At 74.8% G+C, this 25,376-nt stretch carries 21 protein-coding genes; 12 read left to right on the top strand and 9 right to left on the bottom strand.

The window, feature by feature from the left end:
• Positions 1–81: 81 nt before the first annotated feature.
• Entirely contained in the window at positions 82–549 is a 468-nt protein-coding gene (locus IR170_RS12710; protein WP_193664557.1) for a hypothetical protein, read from the top strand.
• A 135-nt stretch (positions 550–684) separates the two neighbouring features.
• Here the strand turns inward: IR170_RS12710 and IR170_RS12705 are convergent, their stop codons facing one another.
• Together IR170_RS12705 and IR170_RS12700 are read right to left on the bottom strand one after the other, a co-directional pair.
• Positions 685–897 carry a hypothetical protein gene (locus tag IR170_RS12705; RefSeq protein ID WP_193664555.1) on the bottom strand — a complete coding sequence of 71 codons (213 nt, stop codon included), beginning with the start codon at positions 895–897 and terminating at the stop codon, positions 685–687.
• A gap of 182 nt (positions 898–1,079) precedes the next feature.
• Positions 1,080–1,574 (bottom strand): beta-class carbonic anhydrase, encoded by a 495-nt coding sequence (locus IR170_RS12700; protein ID WP_228942381.1) that lies wholly within the window; start codon positions 1,572–1,574, stop codon positions 1,080–1,082.
• Positions 1,575–1,700: 126 nt separating this feature from the next.
• Here IR170_RS12700 and IR170_RS12695 point away from each other — a divergent pair, with 126 nt between their 5' ends.
• Complete coding sequence (locus IR170_RS12695) at positions 1,701–2,624, top strand: class I SAM-dependent methyltransferase (protein ID WP_193664553.1); 924 nt, start codon at positions 1,701–1,703, stop codon at positions 2,622–2,624.
• Between the two features lie 85 nt (positions 2,625–2,709).
• Here IR170_RS12695 and IR170_RS12690 read toward each other — a convergent pair whose 3' ends face one another.
• From IR170_RS12690 to IR170_RS12680, 3 genes are all read right to left on the bottom strand, one after another.
• Positions 2,710–4,476, bottom strand: a complete 1,767-nt coding sequence (locus IR170_RS12690) for an MFS transporter (RefSeq protein ID WP_193664551.1) — start codon at positions 4,474–4,476, stop codon at positions 2,710–2,712.
• Between the two features lie 115 nt (positions 4,477–4,591).
• Positions 4,592–5,368, bottom strand: a complete 777-nt coding sequence (locus IR170_RS12685; protein WP_193664549.1) for an LppX_LprAFG lipoprotein — start codon at positions 5,366–5,368, stop codon at positions 4,592–4,594.
• A 4-nt stretch (positions 5,369–5,372) separates the two neighbouring features.
• Complete coding sequence (locus tag IR170_RS12680; RefSeq protein ID WP_193664547.1) at positions 5,373–7,934, bottom strand: DNA gyrase/topoisomerase IV subunit A; 2,562 nt, start codon at positions 7,932–7,934, stop codon at positions 5,373–5,375.
• Positions 7,935–8,394: 460 nt separating this feature from the next.
• On the opposite strand from IR170_RS12680, the gene IR170_RS12675 reads away from it, so the two are divergent.
• From IR170_RS12675 to IR170_RS12655, 5 genes are all read left to right on the top strand, one after another.
• Positions 8,395–8,679 carry a GIY-YIG nuclease family protein gene (locus tag IR170_RS12675; protein ID WP_193664545.1) on the top strand — a complete coding sequence of 95 codons (285 nt, stop codon included), beginning with the start codon at positions 8,395–8,397 and terminating at the stop codon, positions 8,677–8,679.
• Positions 8,680–9,171: 492 nt separating this feature from the next.
• On the top strand, positions 9,172–11,874 hold the full coding sequence (locus IR170_RS12670) for a bifunctional acetate--CoA ligase family protein/GNAT family N-acetyltransferase (RefSeq protein ID WP_319805056.1): 2,703 nt from the start codon (positions 9,172–9,174) through the stop codon (positions 11,872–11,874).
• Between the two features lie 60 nt (positions 11,875–11,934).
• Positions 11,935–12,549: a sulfotransferase family 2 domain-containing protein gene (locus IR170_RS12665; RefSeq protein WP_056862578.1), complete on the top strand. Its 615-nt coding sequence runs from the start codon at positions 11,935–11,937 to the stop codon at positions 12,547–12,549.
• A 145-nt stretch (positions 12,550–12,694) separates the two neighbouring features.
• Entirely contained in the window at positions 12,695–13,282 is a 588-nt protein-coding gene (locus IR170_RS12660; RefSeq protein ID WP_056862957.1) for a DUF5998 family protein, read from the top strand.
• An 8-nt stretch (positions 13,283–13,290) separates the two neighbouring features.
• A complete protein-coding gene (locus IR170_RS12655; protein WP_193664543.1) occupies positions 13,291–14,463 on the top strand; it encodes an alkaline phosphatase family protein in 1,173 nt (390 codons plus the stop codon).
• 87 nt (positions 14,464–14,550) lie between these two features.
• On the opposite strand, the gene IR170_RS12650 is transcribed toward IR170_RS12655, so the two are convergent.
• Positions 14,551–15,237: a thymidine kinase gene (locus IR170_RS12650; RefSeq protein ID WP_056904469.1), complete on the bottom strand. Its 687-nt coding sequence runs from the start codon at positions 15,235–15,237 to the stop codon at positions 14,551–14,553.
• Positions 15,238–15,290: 53 nt separating this feature from the next.
• Here IR170_RS12650 and IR170_RS12645 point away from each other — a divergent pair, with 53 nt between their 5' ends.
• Entirely contained in the window at positions 15,291–16,208 is a 918-nt protein-coding gene (locus tag IR170_RS12645) for a sulfurtransferase (RefSeq protein ID WP_193664541.1), read from the top strand.
• Positions 16,209–16,254: 46 nt separating this feature from the next.
• Here IR170_RS12645 and IR170_RS12640 read toward each other — a convergent pair whose 3' ends face one another.
• Both IR170_RS12640 and sepH read right to left on the bottom strand, forming a co-directional pair.
• Positions 16,255–18,255: an SDR family oxidoreductase gene (locus tag IR170_RS12640; protein ID WP_193664539.1), complete on the bottom strand. Its 2,001-nt coding sequence runs from the start codon at positions 18,253–18,255 to the stop codon at positions 16,255–16,257.
• Between the two features lie 119 nt (positions 18,256–18,374).
• Positions 18,375–19,481: a septation protein SepH gene (gene sepH / locus IR170_RS12635; RefSeq protein WP_193664538.1), complete on the bottom strand. Its 1,107-nt coding sequence runs from the start codon at positions 19,479–19,481 to the stop codon at positions 18,375–18,377.
• Between the two features lie 231 nt (positions 19,482–19,712).
• Here sepH and IR170_RS12630 point away from each other — a divergent pair, with 231 nt between their 5' ends.
• Positions 19,713–20,360 carry a trimeric intracellular cation channel family protein gene (locus IR170_RS12630; RefSeq protein ID WP_319805055.1) on the top strand — a complete coding sequence of 216 codons (648 nt, stop codon included), beginning with the start codon at positions 19,713–19,715 and terminating at the stop codon, positions 20,358–20,360.
• Positions 20,361–21,251: 891 nt separating this feature from the next.
• On the opposite strand, the gene IR170_RS12625 is transcribed toward IR170_RS12630, so the two are convergent.
• Positions 21,252–22,595, bottom strand: a complete 1,344-nt coding sequence (locus tag IR170_RS12625) for an MFS transporter (RefSeq protein ID WP_193664536.1) — start codon at positions 22,593–22,595, stop codon at positions 21,252–21,254.
• Between the two features lie 132 nt (positions 22,596–22,727).
• On the opposite strand from IR170_RS12625, the gene IR170_RS12620 reads away from it, so the two are divergent.
• The 3 genes from IR170_RS12620 to IR170_RS12610 all read left to right on the top strand — a co-directional run bounded on the left by IR170_RS12620 (position 22,728) and on the right by IR170_RS12610 (position 25,280).
• Entirely contained in the window at positions 22,728–23,903 is a 1,176-nt protein-coding gene (locus IR170_RS12620; protein ID WP_319805054.1) for a ferrochelatase, read from the top strand.
• Positions 23,900–24,793, top strand: coding sequence for an inositol monophosphatase family protein (locus tag IR170_RS12615; RefSeq protein WP_193664534.1), 894 nt, complete (start codon positions 23,900–23,902; stop codon positions 24,791–24,793). The genes IR170_RS12620 and IR170_RS12615 overlap by 4 nt, the downstream gene beginning before the upstream one ends.
• A 196-nt stretch (positions 24,794–24,989) precedes the next feature.
• A complete protein-coding gene (locus IR170_RS12610) occupies positions 24,990–25,280 on the top strand; it encodes a DUF4193 domain-containing protein (RefSeq protein WP_056862587.1) in 291 nt (96 codons plus the stop codon).
• Positions 25,281–25,376 lie beyond the last annotated feature (96 nt).

The following is a 25,376-nucleotide window of genomic DNA, read 5'->3' as shown; positions in this document are numbered from 1 at the left end:
ACCGACCCGGTGGTGGCCGCCTGAGTCGCGGCCGAGGCGCGGGGTGCGTGGCCGACGGGCCGCCGTCGTAGGGTCGGGGCCATGGAGAACGACGCACCCACCGTGGCGTGGCGAGAGACCACCCCAACGCCCGTGCAGGGCGACCTCGACGCGATGGTCGTGCTCGCCGTCCGCACCGCGAGTGACGCCCTCGCCAAGCGGGAGGGGTTCCAGCCCTTCGCGGTGCTCCTCGGCGACGACCGCCGCCCGCAGCTGTCGTGGGTCGACCCCCGCGTCAGCGGCCCCCGCCCGACGGCCGCCGACCTGCTGCCGCTGCTGGTGTCGGCGGCCCGGGAGCAGCGCGGGTCCCTCCTGGGCGCAGGCGTCGTGGCCGACACGAGCATCGACGGCGGCGACGCGATCCGCGTGGAGCTGGAGCACCGTGACGGCGGCCCGGCCCTCGTCGTGGTCGTGCCCTACCGCCCGAGCTGGGTGGAGGGCGAGCTGAGCCTGGGCGAGCAGCGCGTGGCCCTCGGCACCCGTCGGGTGTGGGGGCAGCCCGCCGGTTGACACCGGGCGGGGTGAGCCGGGCGGGGTGAGCCGGGCGGGGTGAGCCGGGCGGGGTCCGGGTCCCGTCCCGGAGCTCGCCACGACCGAGGTGCTGGCGGCCCCGGTGACGGCCGGTCCGCTCGCAGGTCGAGGCGCCTACGCCGCGGCCGTGGGGTGCGGCCGGGCCGCGGGCACGACGTACCAGGAGCGGCCGGGGCGCTCGGTGCCGAGCGTGACGACCCCGGGCAGGGTGACGGCGGTGTCGGCGTCCCCGGGGCCGCCGCCGGCCGGGGCGCTCCGGGTCTCGGCGAGCGAGGACGCCGGGTCGGCGACGGGCTGGTCGGGGGCGGTGGTGCTGACGATGTCCATGCGCCCAGGCACCGCCCGTCGGCTGTGCCGGGGCTGTGCCGCGCCGAAACGCTCGCTGAGCGTCGTACGGCGGACCTGACGGGGGCTCGGTCTGACGAGGCAGTCTGTGGGTCGGTCGAACGTTCGACCGACCCACGGATGCCTGCGGGCCCCATCGGTGCGTCCGGGGCGGGCAGGGAGGGTCAGACCTTCTGCTCGAGCAGCCCGGAGTCGACGTCGTAGAGGAAGCCGCCGACCAGCACAGAGTCGGGCACGAGCGGGTGGCTGCGCACCTTGGCGACGTCCTCGGCCAGCGCGGCGACCTGGTCCTCGACCACGTGGAACTGCTGCCACGAGGCGTCCTGGCCCGCGGAGGCCGCCACGCGCTCGCGGAGCTCGGCCTCGGAGTTGCTGGCCACGGCACAGCGCGTGTGGGGCACCACGAGCACGCGCTGCACGTTGAGCAGGTGCACGCCCAGCACGAGGGCCTCCAGGGCCTGCGGGGTCACCCGCCCGCCGGGGTTGCGGAAGATCTTGGCGTCGCCGGGGACGAGGCCGATCATGCCGAGGGGGTCGATGCGCGAGTCCATGCACGTCACGAGGGCCACACCGGCTGCGGCGACGCCGTCGAACCCGCCGTAGCGGAAGTCCTCGGCGAAGGTGCGGTTGGCGCTCATCAGGTCGTCGAAGTCAGCCACACCCCGAAACTAGCGGAGGACGCCACGGTGGGGGAGGGCGCTGTCGCACCGTGGACCGCGACACAGGTCACACCGACGCCGCTCGCCGTCTCGGGCGCCGCGCCGGGCGCCGCTAGCCTCGCCCGGGTGCCCCACCAGCCCGGCCAGCCCGCCCCCCACCGCCCCGCACCCTCCGACGGCGGACCGCTGCGGGACCCGGCCACGGGGGTCGGCTGGTCCGACGTGACCGCGACCTACGCCCGGACCTTCGCCCTGCTCTGCGCCGGCGCCGTGGAGCCGCTGCTCGACGCCGCCGGCGTCGGTCGCGACGACCTGTCGCTGCGCGGCGCTGCAAGCGGGACGCCGGCACCGGCCACCGGCACCGGTGGTCGCGGTCGCACGCGGCTGCTCGACGTCGGCACCGGCACCGGGTCGGTGGCGGCCGCCGCCGTCGTCCGTGGCGCGCAGGTCACCGCGGTCGACCCCGACGCGGCGATGGTGGCCTGGACCGGGCGGGCGGTGCCCGAGGCCGAGGTGGCGCGGGCGGGCCTGCCCGGCCTGCCGTACGACGAGGGCGCCTTCGACGTCGTCGTGGCGGGCTTCGTGGTCAACCACCTCGCCGACCCGCGCGCCGGCGTGGCCGAGCTCGCGGGGCTGGTGGCGCCCGGTGGGCGCCTCGCGGTGACGATCTGGCCCTCGGGTCAGAACGCGCAGTCGAGGCTCTGGGCCGCCGTGCTCGCCGACGCCGGGGTGGTGACCCCGCCCTCGGTGGGGCTGCCGCCCGACCGCGACTTCCCTCGCACGCTCGACGGTCTGACCGACCTGGTGGCCGCGACCGGGCTCGAGGTGGCGGTCGAGGCGGTGCGGTGGACCCACCGCGGCGACCCGGCGTCGCTGTGGGAGGGCGCCAGCGCGGGCATCGGCGGCATCGGCGCCACCGTGTGCGCCCAGGACGACGCGACCCGCCTCCGGCTGCGCGCCGCCTACGACCACCACGTGGCGGCCCTCGTGCGCGACGGGGAGCTCGCCTTCGAGACCGAGGCCCTGCTGGCGGTCGGGCGTCGGCGCTGAGGCCGATCGCCGCCGTCGGCGACGTCATGCGAAGCGTGGATGCGACTCCACGGTGCGCATGACGTCCGTGGCTGGGGCGGGTGGGTCAGGCCCCGCGGGGCGGCATGGTGGCGGCGTCGACCGAGCGGGTGTCGGCGGTGCGGAAGACCACCAGGGCGAGCACCCCGGCGATCGCGGCGCACACCGCGGCGCCGAGGAACACGGTCTGCTCCTGGGCGATGCCCGCCAGGCGCAGCAGGTCGCTGAACTCCCGGCACCGCCCCACGCCCTCGCCGCAGACCTCCACGATGGAGGGGATGGACTCCTCCTCGGCGTAGTAGCGCCGCAGGCCGATGGTGGTGAGGGCGGAGATGCCGACCAGCATGCCGACCATGCGGGCCACGACGACCATGGCGCTGGCCAGGCCGTGCACCGCGTCGTCGGTGGCGGCGAGCACGGCGGCGTTGACGGGGGCCAGCGCGAGGCCGAAGCCGAGGCCCGCGACGACGAGGGCGATCGTGTAGGACCAGCCCTCGAGGGTGTCGAGGTCCCAGCGCGACATCAGCACGAAGCCGATCGCCGCCAGCGCCATGCCGCCGGCGGTGACGACGCCCGCCGGCACGCTGCGGGTGAGGTAGCCGCCGAGCACCGCCCCGACCGGGAGCGCGACGAGGAAGCGCAGCAGTACCAGCGCCGCCATCAGCTGGGAGTCGGGGTAGGCCGTGGTGCGCGCGAAGAGCGGCACGTCGATGAGGGCGGCGATGAGCGCCGCGCCGACGAAGAAGGAGACGAGGACCGCGCCCCACGCGGGGGTGCGGCGCAGCGCCCCGCGCGGCACGAGCGGGGCCGGGCTGCGGCGCAGGTGCACGACCAGCGCGAGCGTGGCGACGCCGGCCCCGAGGAGGTACCACAGCCCCTGGTCGGAGAAGACCTGGATCTTGGGGTCGGCCGTGGCGAAGGCGAGGATGACCCCTCCCAGCGCCGCCGCGAGGAACAGCGCACCGACGACGTCGGCCTCCCGCAGGCTGCGCGTCCACGCGCGCAGGTCGACCAGCGGGTGGCGGGCCGTCGCGCAGCGCACGACGAGCAGCAGCAGGGCCACCATGGCCGCCACGCCGGCCGGGGTCAGCCAGCGGCCGTCACCGGCGTAGGGGATGAACACCTGACCCCAGGTGACGTCGCGCAGCACCTGGGTCGGCCGCAGGAACACCAGCGCCCCCAGCGCGAGCACGGCCAGCGCCAGCACCACCCCGAGCGGGTCCGGCAGCCGTCGTCGTACGTCGCGCCCTCCGCTCGAGCCGGGGCCGGGCCCCGGGTCGGCGAGACCGCCGGTCCGGGTCGCGACCACCCGCACCGCCGCGGCCAGGACGAGCCCGACCGCGAGGTTGAGCAGGAAGATGGCGCGCCAGTCGGCCACGGCGAGCACGGCGGCGCCGAGCAGCGGACCGAGCACGCTGCCGATCTCCTGCACCGCCGAGACCAGTCCGAGCGGCACGGCGCGGCGGTCCTTGGGGTAGAGGTCGGCCACCAGGGCCAGCGTGGCCGGCACGAGACCGCCGCCGCCGACGCCCTGCAGGAAGCGGCCGGCGACCATGCTGGGCAGGTCGTAGGCCAGCGCGGTGACCAGCGAGCCCAGGGCGAAGAGCACCAGGCAGGCCACCAGCACCGGCACGCGCCCGCGCAGGTCGGCGATGCGGCCGATGAGGGGCAGCATCGCAACGTAGCCGAGCAGGAAGCCGGAGATGATCGGCGCCGCCCGCTGCAGCTGGTCGGGGGAGAGGCCGACCCCGCGCATCATGTCGACCAGGGCGAGCACCACGACGTAGGTGTCGGCGGCCGCGAAGGCCACTGCGACCGCGGCGACGGTCAGCATGACGCGCGTCGCGCGGCCCGCTCCCTCGGCCGACCCGGCCGGTCCCGCGGGCCTCGACGGTCCGGCCGACCCCGCTGGTCCGACCGGCCCCGTCGACCCGGCGCTCACGCCGGCCTCACGGGGCGGTGATCTCCTGCTCGATGCCGTACTGGTCGAAGTCGACGGTGTAGGTCACCTGGTCGCCGCCACCGTAGAAGGCTCCGGTGACGACCATCTGGCGCAGCTCGCCGTCGTCGGTGACGGTGTAGGCGACGTCGAAGTCACCCTCGGCGGTGGGCAGGATGTTGGCGGCGGCCGTGCCCGGCACGGTGCCGGTGTACTCGGTGAGCACCTCGGTGTTGTCCTCGCCGCCGCGCACCTGGTCGCCGGCCTCGACGTCGGTGGTCTGCGTCAGCAGCGACGAGAACCCGGCGTCGGTCGACAGCAGCTGCGCGGGGTCGGCGGGGGCGCCGTAGTCCGACGGGTCGACGACCTGGTAGTCGGAGGTCAGCGGCAGCTGGGCGTAGGTCTCGCCGTCGACCGCCACGATCGGCACGACGGGCTCGATGCCGCTCAGCCTCACGGTGATGGTGCCCTCCAGGGCCAGCGACGGCTCGTGGGTGCCGACCACGTCGGCGCCCACCAGGCCGGTCTCGCCCTCGGGCAGGCCGTCGGAGGTCAGCACCACGTGCACGCCCGGGGTGGAGTCGAGCTGCTCCTTGGCCTGGGCCAGCACCTCCTCGGGGGTCGCGTCGTCGTCGCCGGCCGCCCCCGAGCCCCCGCCGCCGGTGCAGGCGCTCAGCGCGGTCAGCAGGACGGCGCCGGCGGCGAGCCCCGCAGTACGGCGGGCCGAGGCCGCGCGGGCCGGGTGGGGGGCGGGGGTGGCGACGCGGGCACGACGGGGCAGACGCATGGGATCAGCCTTCCACACCGTCGGGAGCCGACGGCCCGACTCCCGCGCCGTCGTCGGCGCCGCCCCTCGGCCCGTCCGTCCCGCGACCGGTCGAGGCGTCCGCCGGGGCGACCCGCGCACCGACCGGGCCCGCCACGGCCGCCACCGGCTGGGCCACCGGCACCCCGGAGCCGTCGCGGCGACCAGTGGCCTCGGGCAGGTCGACCGGGGCGCCGCTGGCCGCGGCGGCGCGGGCGGGGGCCGTGCCGGCCCAGGCGAGCACGAGGGTGTCCTCGCCCTTGAGGAAGCGGTGGCAGCGCACGCCGCCGGTGGCGCGGCCCTTCGTCGGGAACTCGGTGAACGGCGCGACCTTGACCGAGCCGGGCTCGGTGCCCGGCAGCGCCGTGGAGGAGCCCGACGCGGTGACCACCACGGAGCCCTCGGGCGCCGCGGGGTCGACCACCCCGAACCACGCGACCGTCTGCCCCGGGGTCAGCCGGATGCCCGCGATACCCCCGCCGGTGCGGCCCTGGGGCCGCACCGCCTCGGCGGGGAAGTGGAGCAGCTGGGCGTCGGTGCTGACGAAGCAGAGCGTCTCCTCGCCGGTGGCGAGCTCGGCGGCCCCGACGACCTCGTCGCCGTCGGCGAGCCGCACGACGTCCCACTCGTCGCGGTTGAGCACCTCGGGGTTGACCCGCTTGACCACGCCCTGGCGGGTGCCGAGGGCGAGCCCCGGGCCGTCGGTGGCCAGGGTGCACAGCGCGAGGGGCCGCTCGCCGGAGGCGAGCTGGAGCATCTCGCTCACCGGCAGGCCGCCCTGGAGGTTGGGGTCGTTGGCCGAGGCCGGGATCACCGGCAGGTCGAGCACGCCCAGGCGCAGCAGCCGGCCCCGCGAGGTCAGCACGCCGACCTCGCCGCGGGCGCTGGTGGCCACGGCCGAGACCACGACGTCGTGGTTGGTGCGCCCGCCGCCCACGCCCGGGGGCTCGGCGTTGCTCGAGCGGGCCAGCAGGCCGCTGGAGGACAGGAAGGCGAAGCAGGGGTCGTCGGCGACCTCCAGCGGCACGCTCGCGGCGGTGACGGTCGTGCCCGCCGACTCCAGCAGCACGGTGCGGCGCGGGGTGCCGTAGGTCGTGGCCACCTCCGCCAGCTCCTCGGAGACGACGCGGCGCAGCATGGCCTCGTCGCCGAGGATCGCGTCGAGGTCCTCGATCTCGCGGCGCAGCTCCTCGCTCTCCTTCTCCAGCTCGATGCGGCTGAAGCGGGTGAGCCGGCGCAGCTGCATCTCGAGGATGTAGTCGGTCTGGGCCAGGCTGAGGTCGAAGACCTCCATGAGCCGGGCCCGCGCGGCGGCGGTGTCGTCGCTGGTGCGGATGACCTGGATGACCTCGTCGATGTCGAGCAGGGCCACGAGGAGGCCCTCGACCAGGTGCAGCCGCTCGGCCTTCTTGTTGCGACGGAACTGCGAGCGGCGCCGCACGACCTCGTAGCGGTGGGCGAGGAAGACCTCGAGCATCTGCTTGAGGCCGAGCGTGCGGGGCTGCCCGTCGACGAGCGCCACGTTGTTGATGCCGAAGCTGTCCTCCATCGGCGTCATCTTGTAGAGCTGCTCGAGCAGCGCCTCGGGGTGGAAGCCGTTCTTGACCTCGATCACCAGGCGCAGGCCGTTGTCGCGGTCGGTGAGGTCCTTGATGTCGGAGATGCCCTGCAGCTTCTTGCCCTGCACGAGCACCTTGATCCGCTCGACGACCTTCTCGGTGCCCACGCCGTAGGGCAGCTCGGTGACCACGATCCCCTTGCGGCGCCCGATGGTCTCGATGCGAGCCGTCGCGCGCATCTTGAAGGTGCCGCGCCCGGTCTCGTAGGCGTCGCGGACCCCGTCGAGACCCACGATCTTGCCGCCGGTGGGCAGGTCGGGGCCGGGCACGAAGCGCATCAGGTCGTCGACGCCGGCCTGGGGGTGGGTGATGAGGTGGCGCAGCGCCTGCACGACCTCGACCAGGTTGTGCGGGGCGCAGTTGGTGGCCATGCCGACCGCGATGCCGGTGGTGCCGTTGACCACGAGGTGCGGGATCGCCGCCGGCAGCACCGACGGCTCCATCTCGCGGCTGTCGTAGTTGGGCCGGAAGTCGACGGTGTCCTCGTCGATGCTCGCCGTCATCGCCACTGCGGCCGAAGCCATCCGGCACTCGGTGTAGCGCATGGCGGCGGGGGAGTCGTCGGGCGAGCCGAAGTTGCCGTGCCCGTCGACGGTCGGCACGCGCATCGACCACGGCTGGGTCATGCGCACCAGCGCGTCGTAGATGGCGCTGTCGCCGTGCGGGTGCAGCCGGCCCATGACCTCGCCCACGACGCGGGCGCTCTTGACGTGGCCGCGGTCGGGGCGCAGGCCCATGTCGTTCATCGTGTAGAGGATCCGGCGCTGCACCGGCTTGAGGCCGTCGCGGGCGTCGGGCAGCGCGCGGGAGTAGATGACGGAGTAGGCGTACTCCAAGAAGCTGCTGCGCATCTCGTCGCCGACGTCGATGTCGAGGATGTGCTCCTCGAAGTCGTCGGAGGGCGGGGGAGGAGCGGTACGCCTGGCCATGCGGCCCATTGTCCCGGTCGCCGCCGACGATCCGCGCACCCCCACGCCGCGCGCCGCCCCGGTGGTCGAGGAGCGGGCCCGTCACCGGTGGTTGAGGAGCGAGCGCCAGCGAGCGTCTCGAAACCACGACTGCCGCCCGGTGGTTGAGGAGCGAGCCCTGGCGAGCGTCTCGAAACCACGATTGCCGCGCCGGTGGTTGAGGAGCGAGCCCTGGCGAGCGTCTCGAAACCACGATTGCCGCGCTGGTGGTTGAGGAGCGAGCCCTGGCGAGCGTCTCGAAACCACGATCGCCGCGCCGGTGGTTGAGGAGCGAGCCCTGGCGAGCGTCTCGAAACCACGATCGCCGCCCCGGTGGTTGAGGAGCGAGCCCTGGCGAGCGTCTCGAAACCACGGCCACGGTTCTCCACAGGCGCGCCCCGAGGCGGTTGTCGGCGTCCCGAGTCTGAACGAAGGTCGAGCCATGGGCTGGACCTACATCCTGGAGTGCGCCGACGGTTCCCTCTACGTCGGCAGCACCGTCGACCTCGAGCGCCGCGTCGGTGAGCACGACGCAGGGGTCGGTGCGGCCTACACACGGCGCCGACGGCCGGTGCGGCTCGTCTGGTCGGCGCAGTACGCCTCGATCGAGGAGGCGTTCCGATACGAGAAGCAGATTCAAGGGTGGCGCCGCGCGAAGCGCGAGGCACTCATCAGGGGCGAGTTCGAGCTGCTGCCGCAGCTGGCGAGCCGTGCGCGTCGCGGGTGAGTGACGAGGGCGGTTTCGAGACGGTCGCTGGCGCTCCCTCCTCAACCACCGTGGTCGGGGGGTGGTGTCGAGACGGTCGCTGGCGCTCCCTCCTCAACCACCGTGGTCGGGGGGTGGTGTCGAGACGGTCGCTGGCGCTCCCTCCTCAACCACCGTGGTCGGGGGTGGTTTCGAGACGGTCGCTGGCGCTCCCTCCTCAATCACCGTGGTCGGGGGTGGTTTCGAGACGGTCGCTGGCGCTCCCTGCTCGATGACCGTGGTCGGGGGTGGTTTCGAGACGGTCGCTGGCGCTCCCTCCTCAACCACCGTGGTCGGGTGGTGGTTTCGAGACGGTCGCTGGCGCTCCCTCCTCGACCACCGTGGTCGGGGGTGGTTTCGAGACGGTCGCTGGCGCTCCCTCCTCAACCACCGTGGTCGGGGGTGGTTTCGAGACGGTCGCTGGCGCTCCCTCCTCAACCACCGGGGGAGGCGGGACCCGGTAGATTTCGGGGCGTGGACACCTCCTCGGCACCGATCCCCGCACCCCCGCGGCACTGGGAGGCCGACGTCCTGCTGCGCGACGGCCGATCGGCCCACATCCGGCCTATCACGCCCGACGACGCCGAGCTGCTGGTGGAGTTCTACTCCCGGGTCTCCGACCAGTCGAAGTACTACCGGTTCTTCTCCCCGATGCCGCAGCTCTCGCCGCGCGACGTGGAGCGCTTCACCCGGGTCGACCACCAGGACCGCGTCGCCTTCGTGCTGCTGCTCCAGCAGCGGATGATCGCCGTGGGCCGCTACGACCTGGTGCGCCCGGGGGAGGCCGAGGTCGCCTTTCTCGTCGAGGACGCCCACCAGGGCCGCGGCATCGCGCAGCTGCTGCTCGAGCACCTGGCCCAGGCCGGGCGCGAGCGCGGGCTGGAGAAGTTCGTCGCCGAGATCCTCCCCGACAACAGCCGCATGATCCAGACCTTCCGCGACGCCGGCTACCGCGTGGCCAGCGAGTACGAGGACGGCGTGCTGCAGCTGGAGTTCCCCATCGCGCCCACCGACACCGCGGTCGGCGTGATGCACGGGCGCGAGCACCGCGCCGAGGCCGCGTCGATCGAGCGCTTCTTCAACCCCCGCTCCGTGGCCATCGTCGGGGCCAGCCGCCGCCAGGACACGATCGGCCAGACCCTGGTGCGCAACCTCGTCAATGGCGACTTCACCGGGCGCGTCTACGCCGTCAACCCCACCGCCGGCGCGGTGTCGGGGCTGCCGGCCTACAAGTCGGTCTCCGACATCCCCGACGACGTCGACGTGGCCATCGTGGCCGTGCCGGCCGACGCGGTGCAGGACGTCGTGCTCGACTGCGCGGCCAAGGGCGTGCACGGGCTCGTGGTCATCTCCTCGGGCTTCGCCGAGACCGGCGAGGAGGGCCGCCAGCGCCAGCGTCGCCTGGTGGGGCTCTCGCGCTCCTACGGCCTGCGCCTCATCGGCCCCAACTGCCTGGGCGTCATCAACACCGACCCGGCGGTCTCGGTCAACGCCTCGCTGTCCTCGGTGATGCCGCCGCGCGGTCGCGCGGGCTTCTTCTGCCAGTCCGGTGCGCTCGGCTCGGCCATCCTGGAGAAGGTGCAGAACCGCGGCCTGGGCCTGTCGACCTTCGTCAGCGCGGGCAACCGCGCCGACGTCTCGGGCAACGACCTCCTGCAGTACTGGGAGGAGGACGAGTCCACCGAGGTCGTGATGATGTACCTGGAGTCCATCGGCAACCCGCGCAAGTTCTCCCGCATCGCCCGCCGGGTCTCGCTGCGCAAGCCGATCGTGGCCGTGCGCTCGGGCCGCACCACCCAGGGCGTGCCGATGGGCCACGCCGTGCGCAAGATCGCCGCGCCCCCGCAGGCCGTCGACGCGATGTTCCGGCAGGCCGGGGTGATCCAGGTCGACGCGCTGGAGGAGATGTTCGACGTCGCGCAGCTGCTGGCCCACCAGCCGCTGCCGCGCGGGCGCCGGGTGGCCATCGTCGGCAACTCCGACGCCCTGGGGCTGCTCGCCGCCGACGCCGCCGCCGCGGTCGGCCTGGTCGTCAACAAGTCGGTCGCGCTGGGCGCCGAGGCCGGCGCCGACGACTTCGAGGACGCCCTCGACGCCGCCATCGACGACCCCGACGTCGACTCGGTCGTCGCGGTCTACATCCCCCCGCTCAACGTCTCGGGGGAGGAGGTCGCCAACGTGCTCGCCGCCATCGGCGAGCAGTCCGACAAGCCGCTCGTCTCGACCTTCCTCGGCGTCGAGGGCGTGCCCGAGCTGCTGCGCGTGCCCGACGTCGCCGGCTCCACCGCCGGGCGCGGCTCGGTGCCGTCCTACCCCGCCGTCGAGGCGGCCGTGCGGGCCCTGGCCCACGTCGTCGAGTACGCCGTGTGGCTGCGCACCCCCGACGGGGTGCCGCCGGACCCCGACGCCGTCGACCAGATCGGTGCGCGCAACCTGCTCAACGAGCTGCTCGCCGAGCACCCCGACGGCCTCGAGGTGCCGACCCCGGCCCTGCGCGAGCTGCTGGCGACCTACGGCATCGACCTGTGGACCGCCCACCCGGTGCACACCCTGGACGAGGCGACCGCGGCCGCCGACGAGCTGGGCTGGGACGTCGTGCTCAAGGCCACCGCCGAGCACCTGCGCGAGCGCCCCGACCTCTCCCACGTGTGGCGCAACATCGACGACCGGCGCGAGATGGCCGACGCCTGGCAGTCGCTCACCACCCTCATCGGCGACCCCGTCGAGTCGGGCTTCGTGGTGCAGAAGACCTCACCGGTCGGCGTGCCGGTGGCCGTGCGCAGCATCGAGGACCCGCTCTTCGGACCGGTGGTCTCCTTCGGCATCTCCGGGCCGATCATCGAGCTGCTCGGCGACAAGGCCTACCGGATCCCGCCGCTGGGGGAGCGCGACGCCGCGGCCATGGTGCGCGAGGTGAAGTCCTCCCCGATGCTCTTCGGCTACCGCGGCAGCGAGGTGGTCGACATCGGGGAGGTCGAGTGGCTCATCCGGCGGGTGGCCCAGCTGCAGAACGACCACCCGCAGATCAGCTCGCTGGAGCTGCCGCTGGTGCTCGCCGGGCCCCACGGCGCCTCGGTGCTGACCGGCCACGCCCGCATCGACCCGGTGGCCGACGCCCGCTCCGACTGGTTCGTGCGGCGCCTGCCCAGCGCCCCCGGCGACACCATCCCGAGCTGACCGCGCGCCGCCGCGGGGCGCGTGGCGGACCGGGCCCCGTCACGCCGTAGGATCCCGGCCATGGTGATCTCCGACAGTGCGCGCCTGCTCTTCGTGCACGTGCAGAAGACGGGCGGCTCGACCATCCAGCGTGCGCTCGAGCCGGCGCTCCCCGACGCCCGCCAGGTCAAGGGGATCGACCGCCACGCGATGCTCGGCGGCATCCTGCGCGCCGAGCCCGACCTCACGCCGTACTGGACCGTCGGCTTCGTGCGCAACCCGTGGGCGCGGATGCTGTCGTGGTTCCGCATGGTCGAGCGCTTCCGTGACACCGAGCGCGACGGCACCCAGGTCATCGAGCGCAAGAACCAGTTCATGCAGGGCGTCGCCGAGAGCTGCCCCGACTTCGAGACCTTCATCATGAAGGGCCTCGACGAGTGGACCCGGCTCCAGACGCCACAGGTGCGCTACCTCACCACCCGCACCCGCCGCGCCGACATGATCGGGCGCCAGGAGACCCTCGAGGCCGACCTGCGGGCCGTCTTCGCCCGCTTCGACCTGCCCTGGACCCCGCTCAAGAGCGTCAACGTCGACAAGTCCCGCCCCGACTACCACGACGAGTACACCGACGCGATGCGCCGGCGCGTGGAGTCGGTGTTCGCGAAGGACATCGCCGTCTTCGGCTACTCCTTCTGACGCCGTGCCCGACCGGCAGCCCGACCGGCAGCCCGACCACCGGGACCCCTCGCGCCGACGGGGGCCGCGGCGCTGGTCGCGCGCGGCCGCGACCCCCGCGGCGCCCGCGGCGGGGTCCGCAGCCGCCCGTGACACACTGACGACCATGCGCGCTGCCCGGACCGACGACCGCGACCGCACCAGGGAGCTGAGGGCGGCCATCGACCGCACGGGCTACTACCCCGAGGTCGTCTCCGACGGGGTCGCCACCGCCGTGGCCGGCGAGCAGGTGCTCGCCTTCTTCGTCCACCACGAGCCGACCTTCGAGCACGACGAGGTGCGCCGCCACCTCAGCGTCATCGTGCTCACGCCCTCGCGCCTGGTGCTGGCCCACACCGACGAGCACGCCGGCGACGACCTGCTGCCCGAGCCCTACACCTCGACCTCCACCGAGGCCGTGCGGCTCTCGTCGGTGACCTCGGTGGTCGTCACCCGCATGGTCGCCAACCCCACGTCGGGGCCCAGCCACCCGGCGGAGGCCGTCATGACCATCGGCTGGGGCGGCGTGAGCCGCCTCGACCTCGAGCCGGCCGGCTGCTCCGACCCCCAGTGCGACGCCGACCACGGCTACACCGGCGTCCTCGCCTCCGACGACTTCTCGCTGCGCGTCTCGGCCGCGGCCGACGGCGGCGAGGCCGTCGCCGGCCTGCTCGCCTTCGCCGAGGAGCTCTCGGCGCGCACCCACCTGGCCTGAGGCCCGACGTGCCCCCCGCCCCCGACGGGACCACCCCGCGCGGACCCCGCGACGCGCGCTTCCTGGAGCCGGCGTACGGCGTGGGCTCGCTGGGCGACGTCGTGCCGGCCGTCGCGGGCGCCCTGGGGCTGCCGGTCGACTTCTTCGCGGGTGGGCGGCCCGCGGGGCTGCTGCTGCCCGACGCGCCGGCCTACGTCGTCTTCCTGGTCGACGGCCTCGGCGCTCGTCTGCTGCAGCGGCACGCGCACGCCGCGCCGTACCTCTCCGCGCTGGCCCAGGGCCACGCCGCCGCGACCTGCGGGGTGCCGTCGACCACCGCCACCAGCCTGACCTCGCTCGGCACCGCGCTCGTGCCCGGCGCGCACGGCGTCGTCGGCTTCACCTCCCGCGTGCCCGGCACCGACCGGCTGCTCAACGCCCTGCAGTGGTCGAAGCGGGTCGACCCCACCGAGTGGCAGCCGCAGCGCACCGCCTTCGCACGCCTCGGCGCCGCGGGGGCCTCGGTGACGGTGGTCAACAAGCGCGAGTTCGCCGGCAGCGGCCTGACCGTCGCCGCCCACCGCGGGGCCGACTACGTGGGCGCCGACAAGGTCGGTGAGCGGATCGCCGCCGCGGTCACGGCCTCGGCGCAGCGCCCGTCGCTGACCTACCTCTACGACGGCGACCTCGACTGGACCGGGCACCGCCACGGCGTCGCCTCCAGCCAGTGGCTCCAGCAGCTGGCCATGATCGACGCCGAGGCCGAGCAGCTGCGCGAGGCGCTGCCCACCCACGTGCGGCTGCTGGTCGTCGCCGACCACGGCATGGTCGACGCCCCCGACGACAACCGCGTCGACGTCGACGTCGTCGACGCGCTGCGCGACGGGGTGGCCCTGCTGGGCGGGGAGGCCCGCTTCCGCCAGCTCTACTGCCAGCGCGGCGCCGTCGACGACGTCGTGGCCGCCTGGCGCGGCGTGCTCGGCGACCGGGCCGAGGTGCTGGCCCGTGAGGACGCCGTGGCGCGGGGCTGGTTCGGCGAGGTCTCGTCGTCGGTGCTGCCGCGCTACGGCGACGTCGTCGTGGCCTGCCACGGCGACACCGTGGTGCTCTCCTCGACCGACTTCCCCTACGAGACCGGCCTGGTGGGCTTCCACGGGTCGCTCACGCCCGACGAGATGCTCATCCCGGTGCTGATCGACTGACCCCGTGCGGGCGGTCCCGGCTCCGACTCCGACTCCGACTCCGTCCCGGCTCCGACCCGGCTCCGGCCCCGGACGGGCCGCGTCGGGTCAGCCGAAGGGCAGCGGCTCGGGGGCCAGCGAGACCGCCTTGGCCCGCGCCGCGGTGAGGCGACGGCGGTGGTGCTGGCGGCACAGGACCTCGTAGGCCACGTCGGCGTCGGACTCGGGGGCCGCGGTGACCGGCGTGCCGTCCTCGGCCGCGGTCTGCTCGACGTCGCCCACCACGATCACCTCGCCCTCGGTGACCATCACGCCGTTCTCCGTGCGGGCGTTGTGGGTGGCGCGCTTGCCGCACCAGCACAGCGCCTCGACCTGCAGCACGTTCATCCGGTCGGCGAGCTCCACCAGGCGGGCCGAGCCCGGGAAGAGCTGGGTGCGGAAGTCGGTGAGGATGCCGAAGGCGAAGACGTCGATCTGGAGCTCGTCGACGACCTTGGCCAGCTGGTCGATCTGGTCGCCGGTGTAGAACTGCGCCTCGTCGCAGATGAGGTAGTCGATGCGACCGCCCTGGGTCAGCGAGGTGACGACGTAGCGCCAGAAGTCGAAGTCGGGGTCGACCTCGAGGGCGGCGTGCACCAGGCCCAGCCGGCTGGAGACCTGGCCGTTGCCAGCGCGGTCGCGGGTGACGAAGATGCGGCCCTGGCGGCCGCGTGCGGCGTGGTTGTGGTTGGTCTGGAGCGCGAGGGTGCTCTTGCCGGAGTCCATCGTGCCGGTGAAGAAGTGCAGTTCGGCCACGAGGGGTGATCCTGTCACGGCGCGTCCGGGCCGCACGCGGCAGGATGGGCGCCATGAGCGACCAGCAGACCGGCAGGGTGAGCGACCGGCCCGGCGACGGGCCCGGCGGCCAGGGGAGCGACCCGGGGAGCGACAGGGGGAGCGACCGGGTCCCGGCCCCGCTGATCGGTGCCGAGGAGCTGCGCGCGCGGCTCGGGGAGGTCACGGTGCTCGACGTGCGGTGGCGCCTCGGCGGTCCGCCGGGCCGCCAGGAGCACGCCGCCGGCCACGTGCCCGGGGCGGCGTACGTCGACCTCGACGCCGACCTGGCCGGCGCCCCGGAGACCGGGCCCGGCGGCGGTGGGCGCCACCCGCTGCCCGACCCCGGGGCCTTCGCGGCCGCGATGCGCCGGGCCGGGGTGTCGCGGGACCGGCCGGTGGTCGTGGCCGACGACTGGTCGGGCCGGGCCGCGGCCCGCGCCTGGTGGCTGCTGCGCTTCCACGGCCACCCCGACGTCCGGGTGCTCGACGGCGGCTGGTCGGCCTGGGTCGCGGCGGGCGGCCCGGTCGAGACCGGGCCCGTGACGCCGGCCCCCGGTGACCTGGCGGCCGACCCGGGGCACCTGCCGGTCGTGGGTCCGCAGGACGTGCCGGACGTGGCCGTGCTCCTCGACGCCCGCGCCCCCGAGCGCTACCGCGGCGAGGTCGAGCCGGTCGACCCGGTGGCCGGCCACGTGCCCGGCGCGGTCAACGTGCCGACGAGCGAGAACCTCCGCCCCGACGGCCGCTTCCGCCCGCCGGCGGAGCTGGCCGAGGTCTACGCCGCGGTCGGCGCGGTGCCGGGCGCCGAGGTGGCGGCGTACTGCGGCTCCGGGGTCACCGCCGCCCACGACGTGCTCGCCCTGGAGCTGGCCGGGGTGCGCGCCGCGCTCTACCCCGGCAGCTGGAGCGGCTGGGTCACCGACCCGACCCGTCCGGTCGAGCGCGGCTGAGCCGCGCCCGGGGCGCCCCCGGGCCCGAGGTCACCAGTGCCCGAGGTCACCAGTGCACGCCCCGGAAGAGCCGCGCCAGCATGATCTGCTCCGACTCCCGGGCGGTGCCGTCGCCGCGGGCCGCGGCGGAGTCGGGGAAGACGTGGTAGGCCATGTTGAGCACCCGGAAGGCGAGCTTGGGGGCCAGCGTGTGGACCACGGCCCCGGCGTTGCCGAGGGCGGTGTTGATCTCGTGGGGGCGCTCCACCATCGCGGTGATGACCAGGTCGGCGGCCTGCGCCGGTGAGATGGTGGGGAACTTGTCGTAGATCTTGGTCGGCGCGATCATCGGCGTGCGCACGAGCGGCATGTGGATGCCGGTGAACGTGACGCCGTCGCCCACCAGCTCGGAGCTGACGACGTTGCTCCAGGAGTCGAGCGCCGCCTTGGAGGCGACGTAGGCCGAGAAGCGCGGCGGGTTGGTCTGCACGCCGATCGAGGAGACGTTGACGACGTGGCCGCGGCCCTGCTCGCGCATGGTCGGCAGCAGGCCCATCACCAGCCTGATCGCGCCGAAGTAGTTGAGCTGCATCGTGCGCTCGAAGTCGTGGAAGCGGTCCTGCGACAGCGCCAGCGAGCGACGGATGGAGCGTCCGGCGTTGTTGACGACGACGTCGACCGAGGGCAGGTCGGCCACCAGCTGGGCGCACAGCGCGTCGATGGCCTCGAGGTCGGAGAGGTCGCAGGGGTAGACGTGGGCGGTGCCGCCGCGCCGCTCGATGACCGCGCGCGTCTCCTCCAGCTTGTCCTTGCCGCGGGCCACCAGCACGGGCACCCCGCCGGCCTGGGCGACCTTGAGGGCGGTGACCTGGCCGATGCCGGAGGAGGCGCCGGTGATGACCACGTGCTTGCCCTGCAGCGCCTGGCGCGCTGCGCGGTCGCGCCCGGTGGTCTCGTCGAGGTGCTCCTCCCAGTAGCCCCACAGCGTGCGGGCGTAGGACTCCAGGTCGGGCACGGCGATGCCGGAGCCGGCCAGCGCACGCTCGGTGCGGCGGGAGTCGAAGACCGCGCTGAAGCTGGTGTGGGCCAGCACCTCGGCCGGCACACCGGCACGCGAGGTGACCGGGTCGAGCACGGCCTGCACCAGGCCGTTGCCGACCACCTTGCCCAGCAGCGCGGTGGGGCGCAGGGCGCCGGGCAGCCGGCCCAGGGGGCCCGCCGTGGTGACCCGCCGGTCGAGCGGGGTCGCGAAGGTCGGGGCCCCGGCAGCGGCGCAGAAGGCGTTGACCATGTCGACGACGGGCTGCGGCTCGGGGTTGACCAGGTGGAAGGCCTCCCCGTCGTGGCCGGGCAGGTGGGCGAGGTGGTCCATGGCGGCCGCGACGTAGTCGACCGGCACCACGTTGGTGTCGCCCAGGTCGACGCCGACCAGGGGGAGCCACGACGGCAGCGCGTCGCGCAGCCGCTTCATCAGCGGGAAGAAGTAGTAGGGGCCGTCGACCTTGTCCATCTCGCCGGTCTGGGAGTGGCCGACCACGATCGCGGGGCGGTAGACCCGCCACGGCACGGTCGCCTCCTCGCGCACGATCCGCTCCGACTCGTGCTTGGTGCGGTGGTAGGCCGAGGGCAGGTGCTGGCCCTCGTCGAACATCGTCTCGTCGAAGCGCCCGCGGTGCTCCCCGGCCGCGGCCACCGAGGAGACCTGGTGGAAGCAGCCGACGCGCAGGGCCGAGGCCAGCTCGAGGGCGTGGCGGGTGCCGCCGACGTTGAGCGCCTCGTTGGTGGCGTCGTCGGCGGTCATGTCGTAGATCGCGGCGAGGTGGAAGAGGTGGTCGACCTCGCCGGCGTGCTCGGCCACCCACGACGGTGCCACGCCCAGGCCGGGCTCGCCGAGGTCGCCGACGACGGTCACCACGCGCTCGGAGCCCCAGCGGCGCACCAGCGCCTCCAGGCGCCCCATCGAGCCGGCCCGCACCAGCACGAACACCGTGCCCTCGCGGTGGTCGAGGAGCTCCTGGACGAGGTGGCGGCCGATGAACCCTGTGGCGCCGGTCACGAAGTACGACATGGCGGGAGGGTACTCGCTGGCTGGCCGGTGTGCCGCGGGTCGACGGCGTCGTCCGGCGCTCCGCCGGGTGCGGGCCCGGTGACGTCGCGACCGGCTCGGACGAGGGGGCGGCGAGCCGCTCAGTCCTGCTTGCCGCCGCCGAACATGATCTCGTCCCAGCTGGGCACCGAGGCGCGGCCGCGGCTCTTCTTCACCGGTCGCCGCACCGGCTCGGGCGCGGGCTCGGGGGCGGGCTCCGGAGCCGCCTCGACGGGTGCGTCGTCGAGGGCCGCGGCGTCGGCGGCCTCCTCGCGCTCGGAGGCGTCGAGGTCGGGGGCGTCCGGGCGCGCGCGGGGGGCTGCGGTGTCGAGGAAGGCCTCCAGCGGCGCCTCCGACCCGAGGCCGGCGGCGCGCGCGGCGGGCCGCCCGGCGGCCGGGGTCCCGGCGGGTGCGTCGGTGGGTGCGTCGGTGGGGGAGACCATCTCGATCGCGTCGTCGCCGAGCGGGAGCTCTTGGTCGGCGTGGTCGACGCGGGTGCGCGGGGCGCGGGCGCCGGGAGCCGGGTCGGTGTCGCCAGCACCCGGGGCCCCGGGGGAGTCGGGCGCGGCGGTCAGGCGGCGCTGGCGGGCGCGCTCGAGGTCGTCGTGGGCCTCGGGGGCGGGCGTCGTGGCGACGGCCTCGCCGACGACCCAGCGGGCGTCGTCGTTGTCGAGCAGCACGTAGTTGCCCGGCAGGTCGAAGGTGAACTCGGCGGTGCCCTGGCGCTCGGCGGCGGTGTACTGCGCCACGAGCGACCATCGGCCGTCCTCGCGGCGCCAGGAGTCCCACTCGACCTGGTCGGGGTCGACGTTGTGGGCGCGCAGGTGGGTGGCCACCGCGTCGCCGAGGGTCCGCGCGGTGGAGCCGTCGCCGCCGCGGCGGCGTACGGAGGAGCGCTGGGCGCGCTGGGCGACGTGCTCGCGCTCGGCGAGGACGGGGCCGGCGTAGGCCATGATCCGGTCGAGGCTGGTGCGGGCGGCCTCGGCGACGGCCTCGGGGGTCTCCCCGGCCCGGATCCGGGCCTGGATGTCGCGAGGGCGGAGGGCGCTGTCCATGGTGTTCTCCAACTGACCGGTGCGTGAGGTCTCTGCGCGCAGTGCGGCTCGCAGGGGTGCGTCGTTGTCGAGGGTGAACTCGACCCCGGCGTCACTGACCAGGAGCAGGTGCCTCCCGTCCTCGCTCACGCCGGCGAGGGTCAGGTGCACCATGGACCGAGCCTACGCCAGCACCGCCTCGTGGGCGCGGACTGGCTCGGCGCGCCCGCCGGGACCGGTACGACGAGCGCCCCCGCACCGGGGGCGGCCCGGTCGTGGTGCCGCGCGCACACGCCGCCGCGGGGCTGGCCGCCCCGCTCCGGTGCCCGGTCGACGCGCCTGACCTGCGGTGACGGTGTCCGCGCGCTTTCCGCGCAACCGGTCGCGCGTCGGTAGCCTCCGGGCGTGAGCACGTCGGACCCCAGCAGCACGCTGGCCGTCACCCTGGTGGTCCTCGACCTGCTGGGCATCTTCGTCTTCGCCATCTCCGGGGCTCTCGTGGCGGTGCGCAAGGACCTCGACGTCTTCGGCGTGATCGTGCTGGCCGGGGTCACGGGGCTCGGCGGCGGCTTCCTGCGCGACGTGCTGATCGGGGCGGTGCCGCCCGCGGCCCTGGCCGACTGGCGCTACCTCCTGGTGCCGCTGGCCGCCGGGCTGGTCACCTTCGTCCACCATCCCGCGCTGGGCCGCATGGAGCGGACGGTGACGGTCTTCGACGCCTTCGGGCTCTCGCTCTTCTGCGTGGCTGGCGCGCTGAAGGCCCTCGACTACGGCCTCGGTCCGCTGCCCGCCGCGCTGCTGGGCATGGCCACCGGGGTGGGCGGCGGCATGGTGCGCGACGTGCTGGCCGGGCGCGTGCCCGTGGTGTTCCGCGGCGAGCTCTACGCCATCCCGGCGCTGGCGGGTGGCGCCGTGGCCGTGGTCGGCGTGCGCGCCGACCTGCCGACGGTGGCCGTCTCGGTCGCCGGCGCCGCGGTCTGCCTGGCCTGGCGGCTGCTGGCGGTGTGGCGCGGGTGGCAGGCGCCGCTGCCGCGCGGCTCGGCCAGCGTCTAGGCCAGCGTCCAGGCCCGGCCAGCCGACCAGCCAGCCGTCGGGCTCCACGACGAGGAGGACCGCGGCGTCGAGCCATGCGCCCGCGGTCCGCTCGGCCGCTCGGCCGGGTACGGCTTACTCCTGTCCTCCCGGTGGGGTGAGAAGTGGCGGCGAATGACGGGTCGGAGGGCCTCGAGGCTGTCGTTCGCCGCCACTTCTCGGTCCTGGCTGGCTGGCCCGACCGGCGTCCCGGTCCGGACGGCGAGGCCCGCCGGACCTCGGCGTCGAGCCACGCCCCCGCGGTCCGCGCGGCCGGCTACGTCGCACCCCTGCCCTCCCGGTGGGGCGAGAAGTGGCGGCAGACGACGGGTCGGAGGGGCGCGGGGCTGTCGTTCGCCGCCACTTCCCGGTCCCGGGTCGCTGGCCGGACCGGCGGCCCGGTCCGGACGTCGATGCCCGCCGGACCGCGGCGTCGAGCCACGCCCCTGCGGTCCGCTCGGCCGGGTGCGACGCACCCCTGTCCTCCCGGTGGGGCGAGAAGTGGCGGCAGACGACGGGTCGGAGGGGCGCGGGGCTGTCGTTCGCCGCCACTTCCCGGTCCCGGGTCACTCGCCCGACCGGCGGCCCGGTCCGGACGTCGATGCCCGCCGGACCGCGGCGTCGAGCCATGCGCCCGCGGTCCGCTCGGCCGGGTGCGACGTACCCCTGTCCTCCCGGTGGTGCGAGAAGTGGCGGCGGACGACGGGTCGGAGGGCCGCGAGGCTGTCGTTTGCCGCCACTTCCCGGTCCCGGGTCACTCGCCCGACCGGCCGTCCGCTCCGGACGGCGAGGCCCGCCGGACCGAGGCGCAGTCGCACCCCTCGGCCGGACCCGTCGGCCGAACCCGTCGGCTGGACCCTTTAGCCGGCCATCTCAGCCGGGCGGCCGCAGCGGGTCGGGCTCGACGGGGGCGCCGGTCGGCACGGCGCGACCACCGGGGTCGGTCGCGGCGGCCGTCGCGGCGCCGGCACCGGTGGTGGTGTCGCCGCGGGTGACGTCGTCGTGGGGGGCGTCGCCCGCCGACGCGGCGGTGGGCTCCGCGTCGTCGCCGCGGGGCAGCAGCTGGGCGGCGACGGCGGCGAGCAGCCCGGCCACCACCGGCACGAGGTAGGCCGCTGAGGCCCCCCGGGCGTCGACGACCACGCCGCTGAGCGTCGCACCGGGCGCGACGCCGGCCACGAGGCCGGTCTGCATGATGGCCATGCCCTCGGTGAGGCGACCGGGCGGCACCGTGCGCTCGGTGAGCGAGAGCGTGGCCACCAGCGTGGGGGCGATGGCCACGCCGCCCACGAGCAGCAGCAGGCCCATCGCGACCATCGAGTCGACGAACAGCAGCGGCACCATGGCCGCCGCCATCGCGAAGGACCCCCACCGCACCCGCACCGCGGGGCCGCGGCGCCAGGTGATCGCCCCGGTGACGACGCCCGAGAGCAGGCTGCCCAGGGCCCACAGCGCGAGCAGCGCGCCCGCCCAGGCCTTGGCGTCCTGCTCCTCGGAGAAGGCGACGGTGGTGACCTCGGCGGCACCGAAGAGCACCCCGAGTGCCGCGCTGACGACCGCCAGCGGAGCCACCGTGCGCCACGGCATGGCGGGGCGGGGCCCGGTGGCGGCGTCGTGGCGCTGCCGGGGCGGCTCGGTCGCGCGCTGCGAGGCGAAGAAGAGACCGCCGGCGACGCCGGCGACGACCGCGACGGCCAGGCCGGCCACCGGGTGCACCGCGGTGGCCAGCAGGGTCACGGTGATCGGACCGAGGATGAAGCAGGCCTCGTCGACGACCGCCTCGAGGGCGAAGGCGGTCTGCACGTCGGCGGGCCGGGAGAGCACGTGGGACCAGCGGGCCCGCACGCAGGAGCCGATCTGGGGCAGCGTGCCGCCCGCGACCGCCGCGGCGGCGTAGGTGGTGGCCATCGGCCATCCGTCCTGCACCGACCAGACCAGCAGCACCATGGCGACGCCGAAGAGCACGCTGGCGGTGCTGAGAACCAGGCCCTGGCCGAGCCGGTCGACCAGGCGGCCCTGGGCGATCGCCAGCAGCGCGTTGGCGACCATGTAGGCCGCCGAGACCGCACCGGCCACGCCGTAGGAGCCGGTGGAGGCCTCGACCAGCAGCACGATGCCGAGGCCGGCCATCGAGATGGGCAGGCGAGCGACCAGACCGGTCAGGGAGAAGAGCAGGGCGCCCGGCTCGCGCAGCACCCGCTGGTAGGACGACAGCATCACCGCGAGCCTAGGTCGCGCCGGGCAGGCGGGACCAATCCCAGCCGGGGCGTGACACGGGTCGCACGCCCCGGCGTCGAGGCGAGCCCGAGGGGTGAGGGACACCGGGGCCGCGCACCTACGATGAGGGGCGTGAGCAACGACCCCGCGGATGTCCTGACCGACGTCGACGTGACCCCCTACGACGCCCTCCTGCTGGTCTCCTTCGGCGGCCCGGAGGGTCCCGACGACGTCGTGCCCTTCCTGGAGAACGTCACCCGGGGTCGCGGCATCCCCCGGGAGCGGCTCGAGGAGGTCGGGAAGCACTACCACCTCTTCGGCGGTCGCTCGCCGATCAACGACCAGAACCGTGACTTCCTGACCGCGCTGCGCGCCGACTTGGCCGAGGCCGGCATCGACCTGCCGGTCTACTGGGGCAACCGCAACTGGGACCCCTACCTCAAGGACACCCTGGTCCGGATGGCCGCCGACGGCGTGACCCGCGCGGCCTGCTTCGTGACCAGCGCCTACTCCTCGTGGAGCAGCTGCCGGCAGTACCGCGAGAACCTCTGGGACGCCGTGGAGGGTCTCGAGGGGGCGCCGCGCCTGGACAAACTGCGCCACTACTTCAACCACCCCGGCTTCGTGGAGCCCAACGTCGACGCCGTGCTGGCCGCGCTGGCCGACCTGCCCGACGACGTCCGCGACGGCGCCCACCTGGCCTTCGTGACCCACTCGATCCCACTGTCGATGAACGACGCCAGCGGTCCGCCCGAGCAGGGCGGCGGCGCCTACGTGCGCCAGCACCTCGACGTCGCCGACGTGATCACCCGTCGCGTCGCCGAGGAGACCGGCCGCACCCACCCCCACGAGCTGGTCTTCTGCTCCCGCTCGGGCGCCCCGCACATCCCGTGGCTCGAGCCCGACGTCAACGACCACCTCGAGAAGCTGCACGGCGACGGGGTCCCCGCGGTCGTGATGGTGCCGGTCGGCTTCGTCTCCGACCACATGGAGGTCATCTACGACCTCGACACCGAGGCCATGGAGACCGCGGCCGAGCTGGGCCTGCCCGCGCGGCGCGCCGCCACCGCCGGCACCGACCCGCGCTTCGTGGCCGCCGTGCGCGACCTGCTGGTCGAGCGCGCCACCGTCGAGCGCGGCGGCGAGGTCGCCCGCGCGGCGGTCGGCTCGACCGGGCCGATGTGGGATCGCTGCCCCCGCACCTGCTGCTCCAACCCCCGCGCCGAGCGTCCCGCCCTGTGCGGCTCCGACCCGGTGCCGGCCGACGCCGCGGCCACCGTGCCGGGCCAGGCCGTGGTCGTCGCGTGAGCGGTCCCGCGGACCGCTCCGCACCGGCCGCTCCCGCGGACCTCGCCGCGATCGCCCTCGCGGTGGCCCGGGAGGCCGCCGAGCTGGTGCGCGAGCGTCGGGCGCGCGGGGTCGAGGTCGCCGCGACCAAGACCAGCGACATCGACATCGTCACCGAGGTCGACCGCGCCAGCGAGGTGCTCATCCGTCGGCGCCTGCTGGAGCACCGCCCCGACGACGCGATCCTGGGCGAGGAGGGCGACGACCACGCCGGCAGCTCCGGGGTGCGCTGGGTCGTGGACCCCATCGACGGCACGGTCAACTTCCTCTACGGCATCCGGCAGTACGCCGTCTCCATCGCGGCCGAGCGCGACGGGGAGGTGGTCGCCGGGGTGGTGCTCAACGTCGCCGACGGGCACACCTACCTCGCCCACACCGGGCCGGGCGGTGCCGACGACCGTGCGGGCGCGGTGGTCACCCGCGACGGCGAGCCGATCGCGGTGCGCGCCGCCCAGCCCCTCGCGGAGATGCTCGTGGGCACGGGCTTCTCCTACGACCGTGGCGTGCGGGCGCTGCAGGCGCGGGCCCTCGTCGAGCTGCTGCCGCGCGTGCGCGACGTACGCCGGCTGGGCTCGGCCGCGCTCGACCTGTGCGCCGTGGCCGAGGGCAGCCTCGACGCCTACGTCGAGGAGGGCGTGCAGCCCTGGGACCACGCCGCCGGCGGGCTGGTCGCCCGGCTGGCGGGCGCGCGCACCGAGCTGCTCACCGGGGTCGGTGGCCTGCCGCTCATGGTCGCCGCCGGCGCTGAGACCTTCGACACCTTCCGCGACGCCGTGCACGGCGCCGGGTTCGCCGCGGGCGGGCCCACCGCCCCCGCCACGACCCCCACCGCGACCGGAGCAGGGCTGTGACCTGCGACGACGCGGCCGGGACGAGCCGGTTGGCCGGCGCCACGACGGGGAACCGGTGGGCGGGCACCAGGAATAGCGTGACGTCACCGGATGTTCACGCGTCGCCACACCAGACCGGTGTGCGCGAGCCGGATCCGATGGTGCACAATCTGGCGCCGACGAGGACCGACCGGCAGGACGAGGGGAGTGACTGACGATGGCGACTGACTACGACGCACCGCGCAAGAACGAGGAAGACCAGTCCGAGGAGAGCATCGAAGAGCTCAAGGCGCGTCGCCACGACAAGAACTCCGGCAAGGTCGACGAGGACGAGGCCGAGGCCGCAGAGGCCTTCGAGCTCCCCGGCGCCGACCTGTCGCACGAGGAGCTCGCGGTCGAGGTGAAGCCCAAGCAGGACGACGAGTTCACCTGCATGAGCTGCTTCCTGGTGCACCACCGCTCGCAGCTGGCCGACAGCAAGAAGATGATCTGCTTCGACTGCGAGTGAGCACCCCCGCGTCGCGCACGGCCTGCGCGGCGCCGCACGACACGACGAGGGCCGCACCCCCAGGGTGCGGCCCTCGTGTCGTGCCGGCCGTGCGGA

It is taken from the genome of Nocardioides kribbensis, from assembly GCF_015070375.1.
Classification (GTDB): domain Bacteria; phylum Actinomycetota; class Actinomycetes; order Propionibacteriales; family Nocardioidaceae; genus Nocardioides; species Nocardioides kribbensis.
This window is presented reverse-complemented; position numbering and strand designations above follow the sequence as displayed.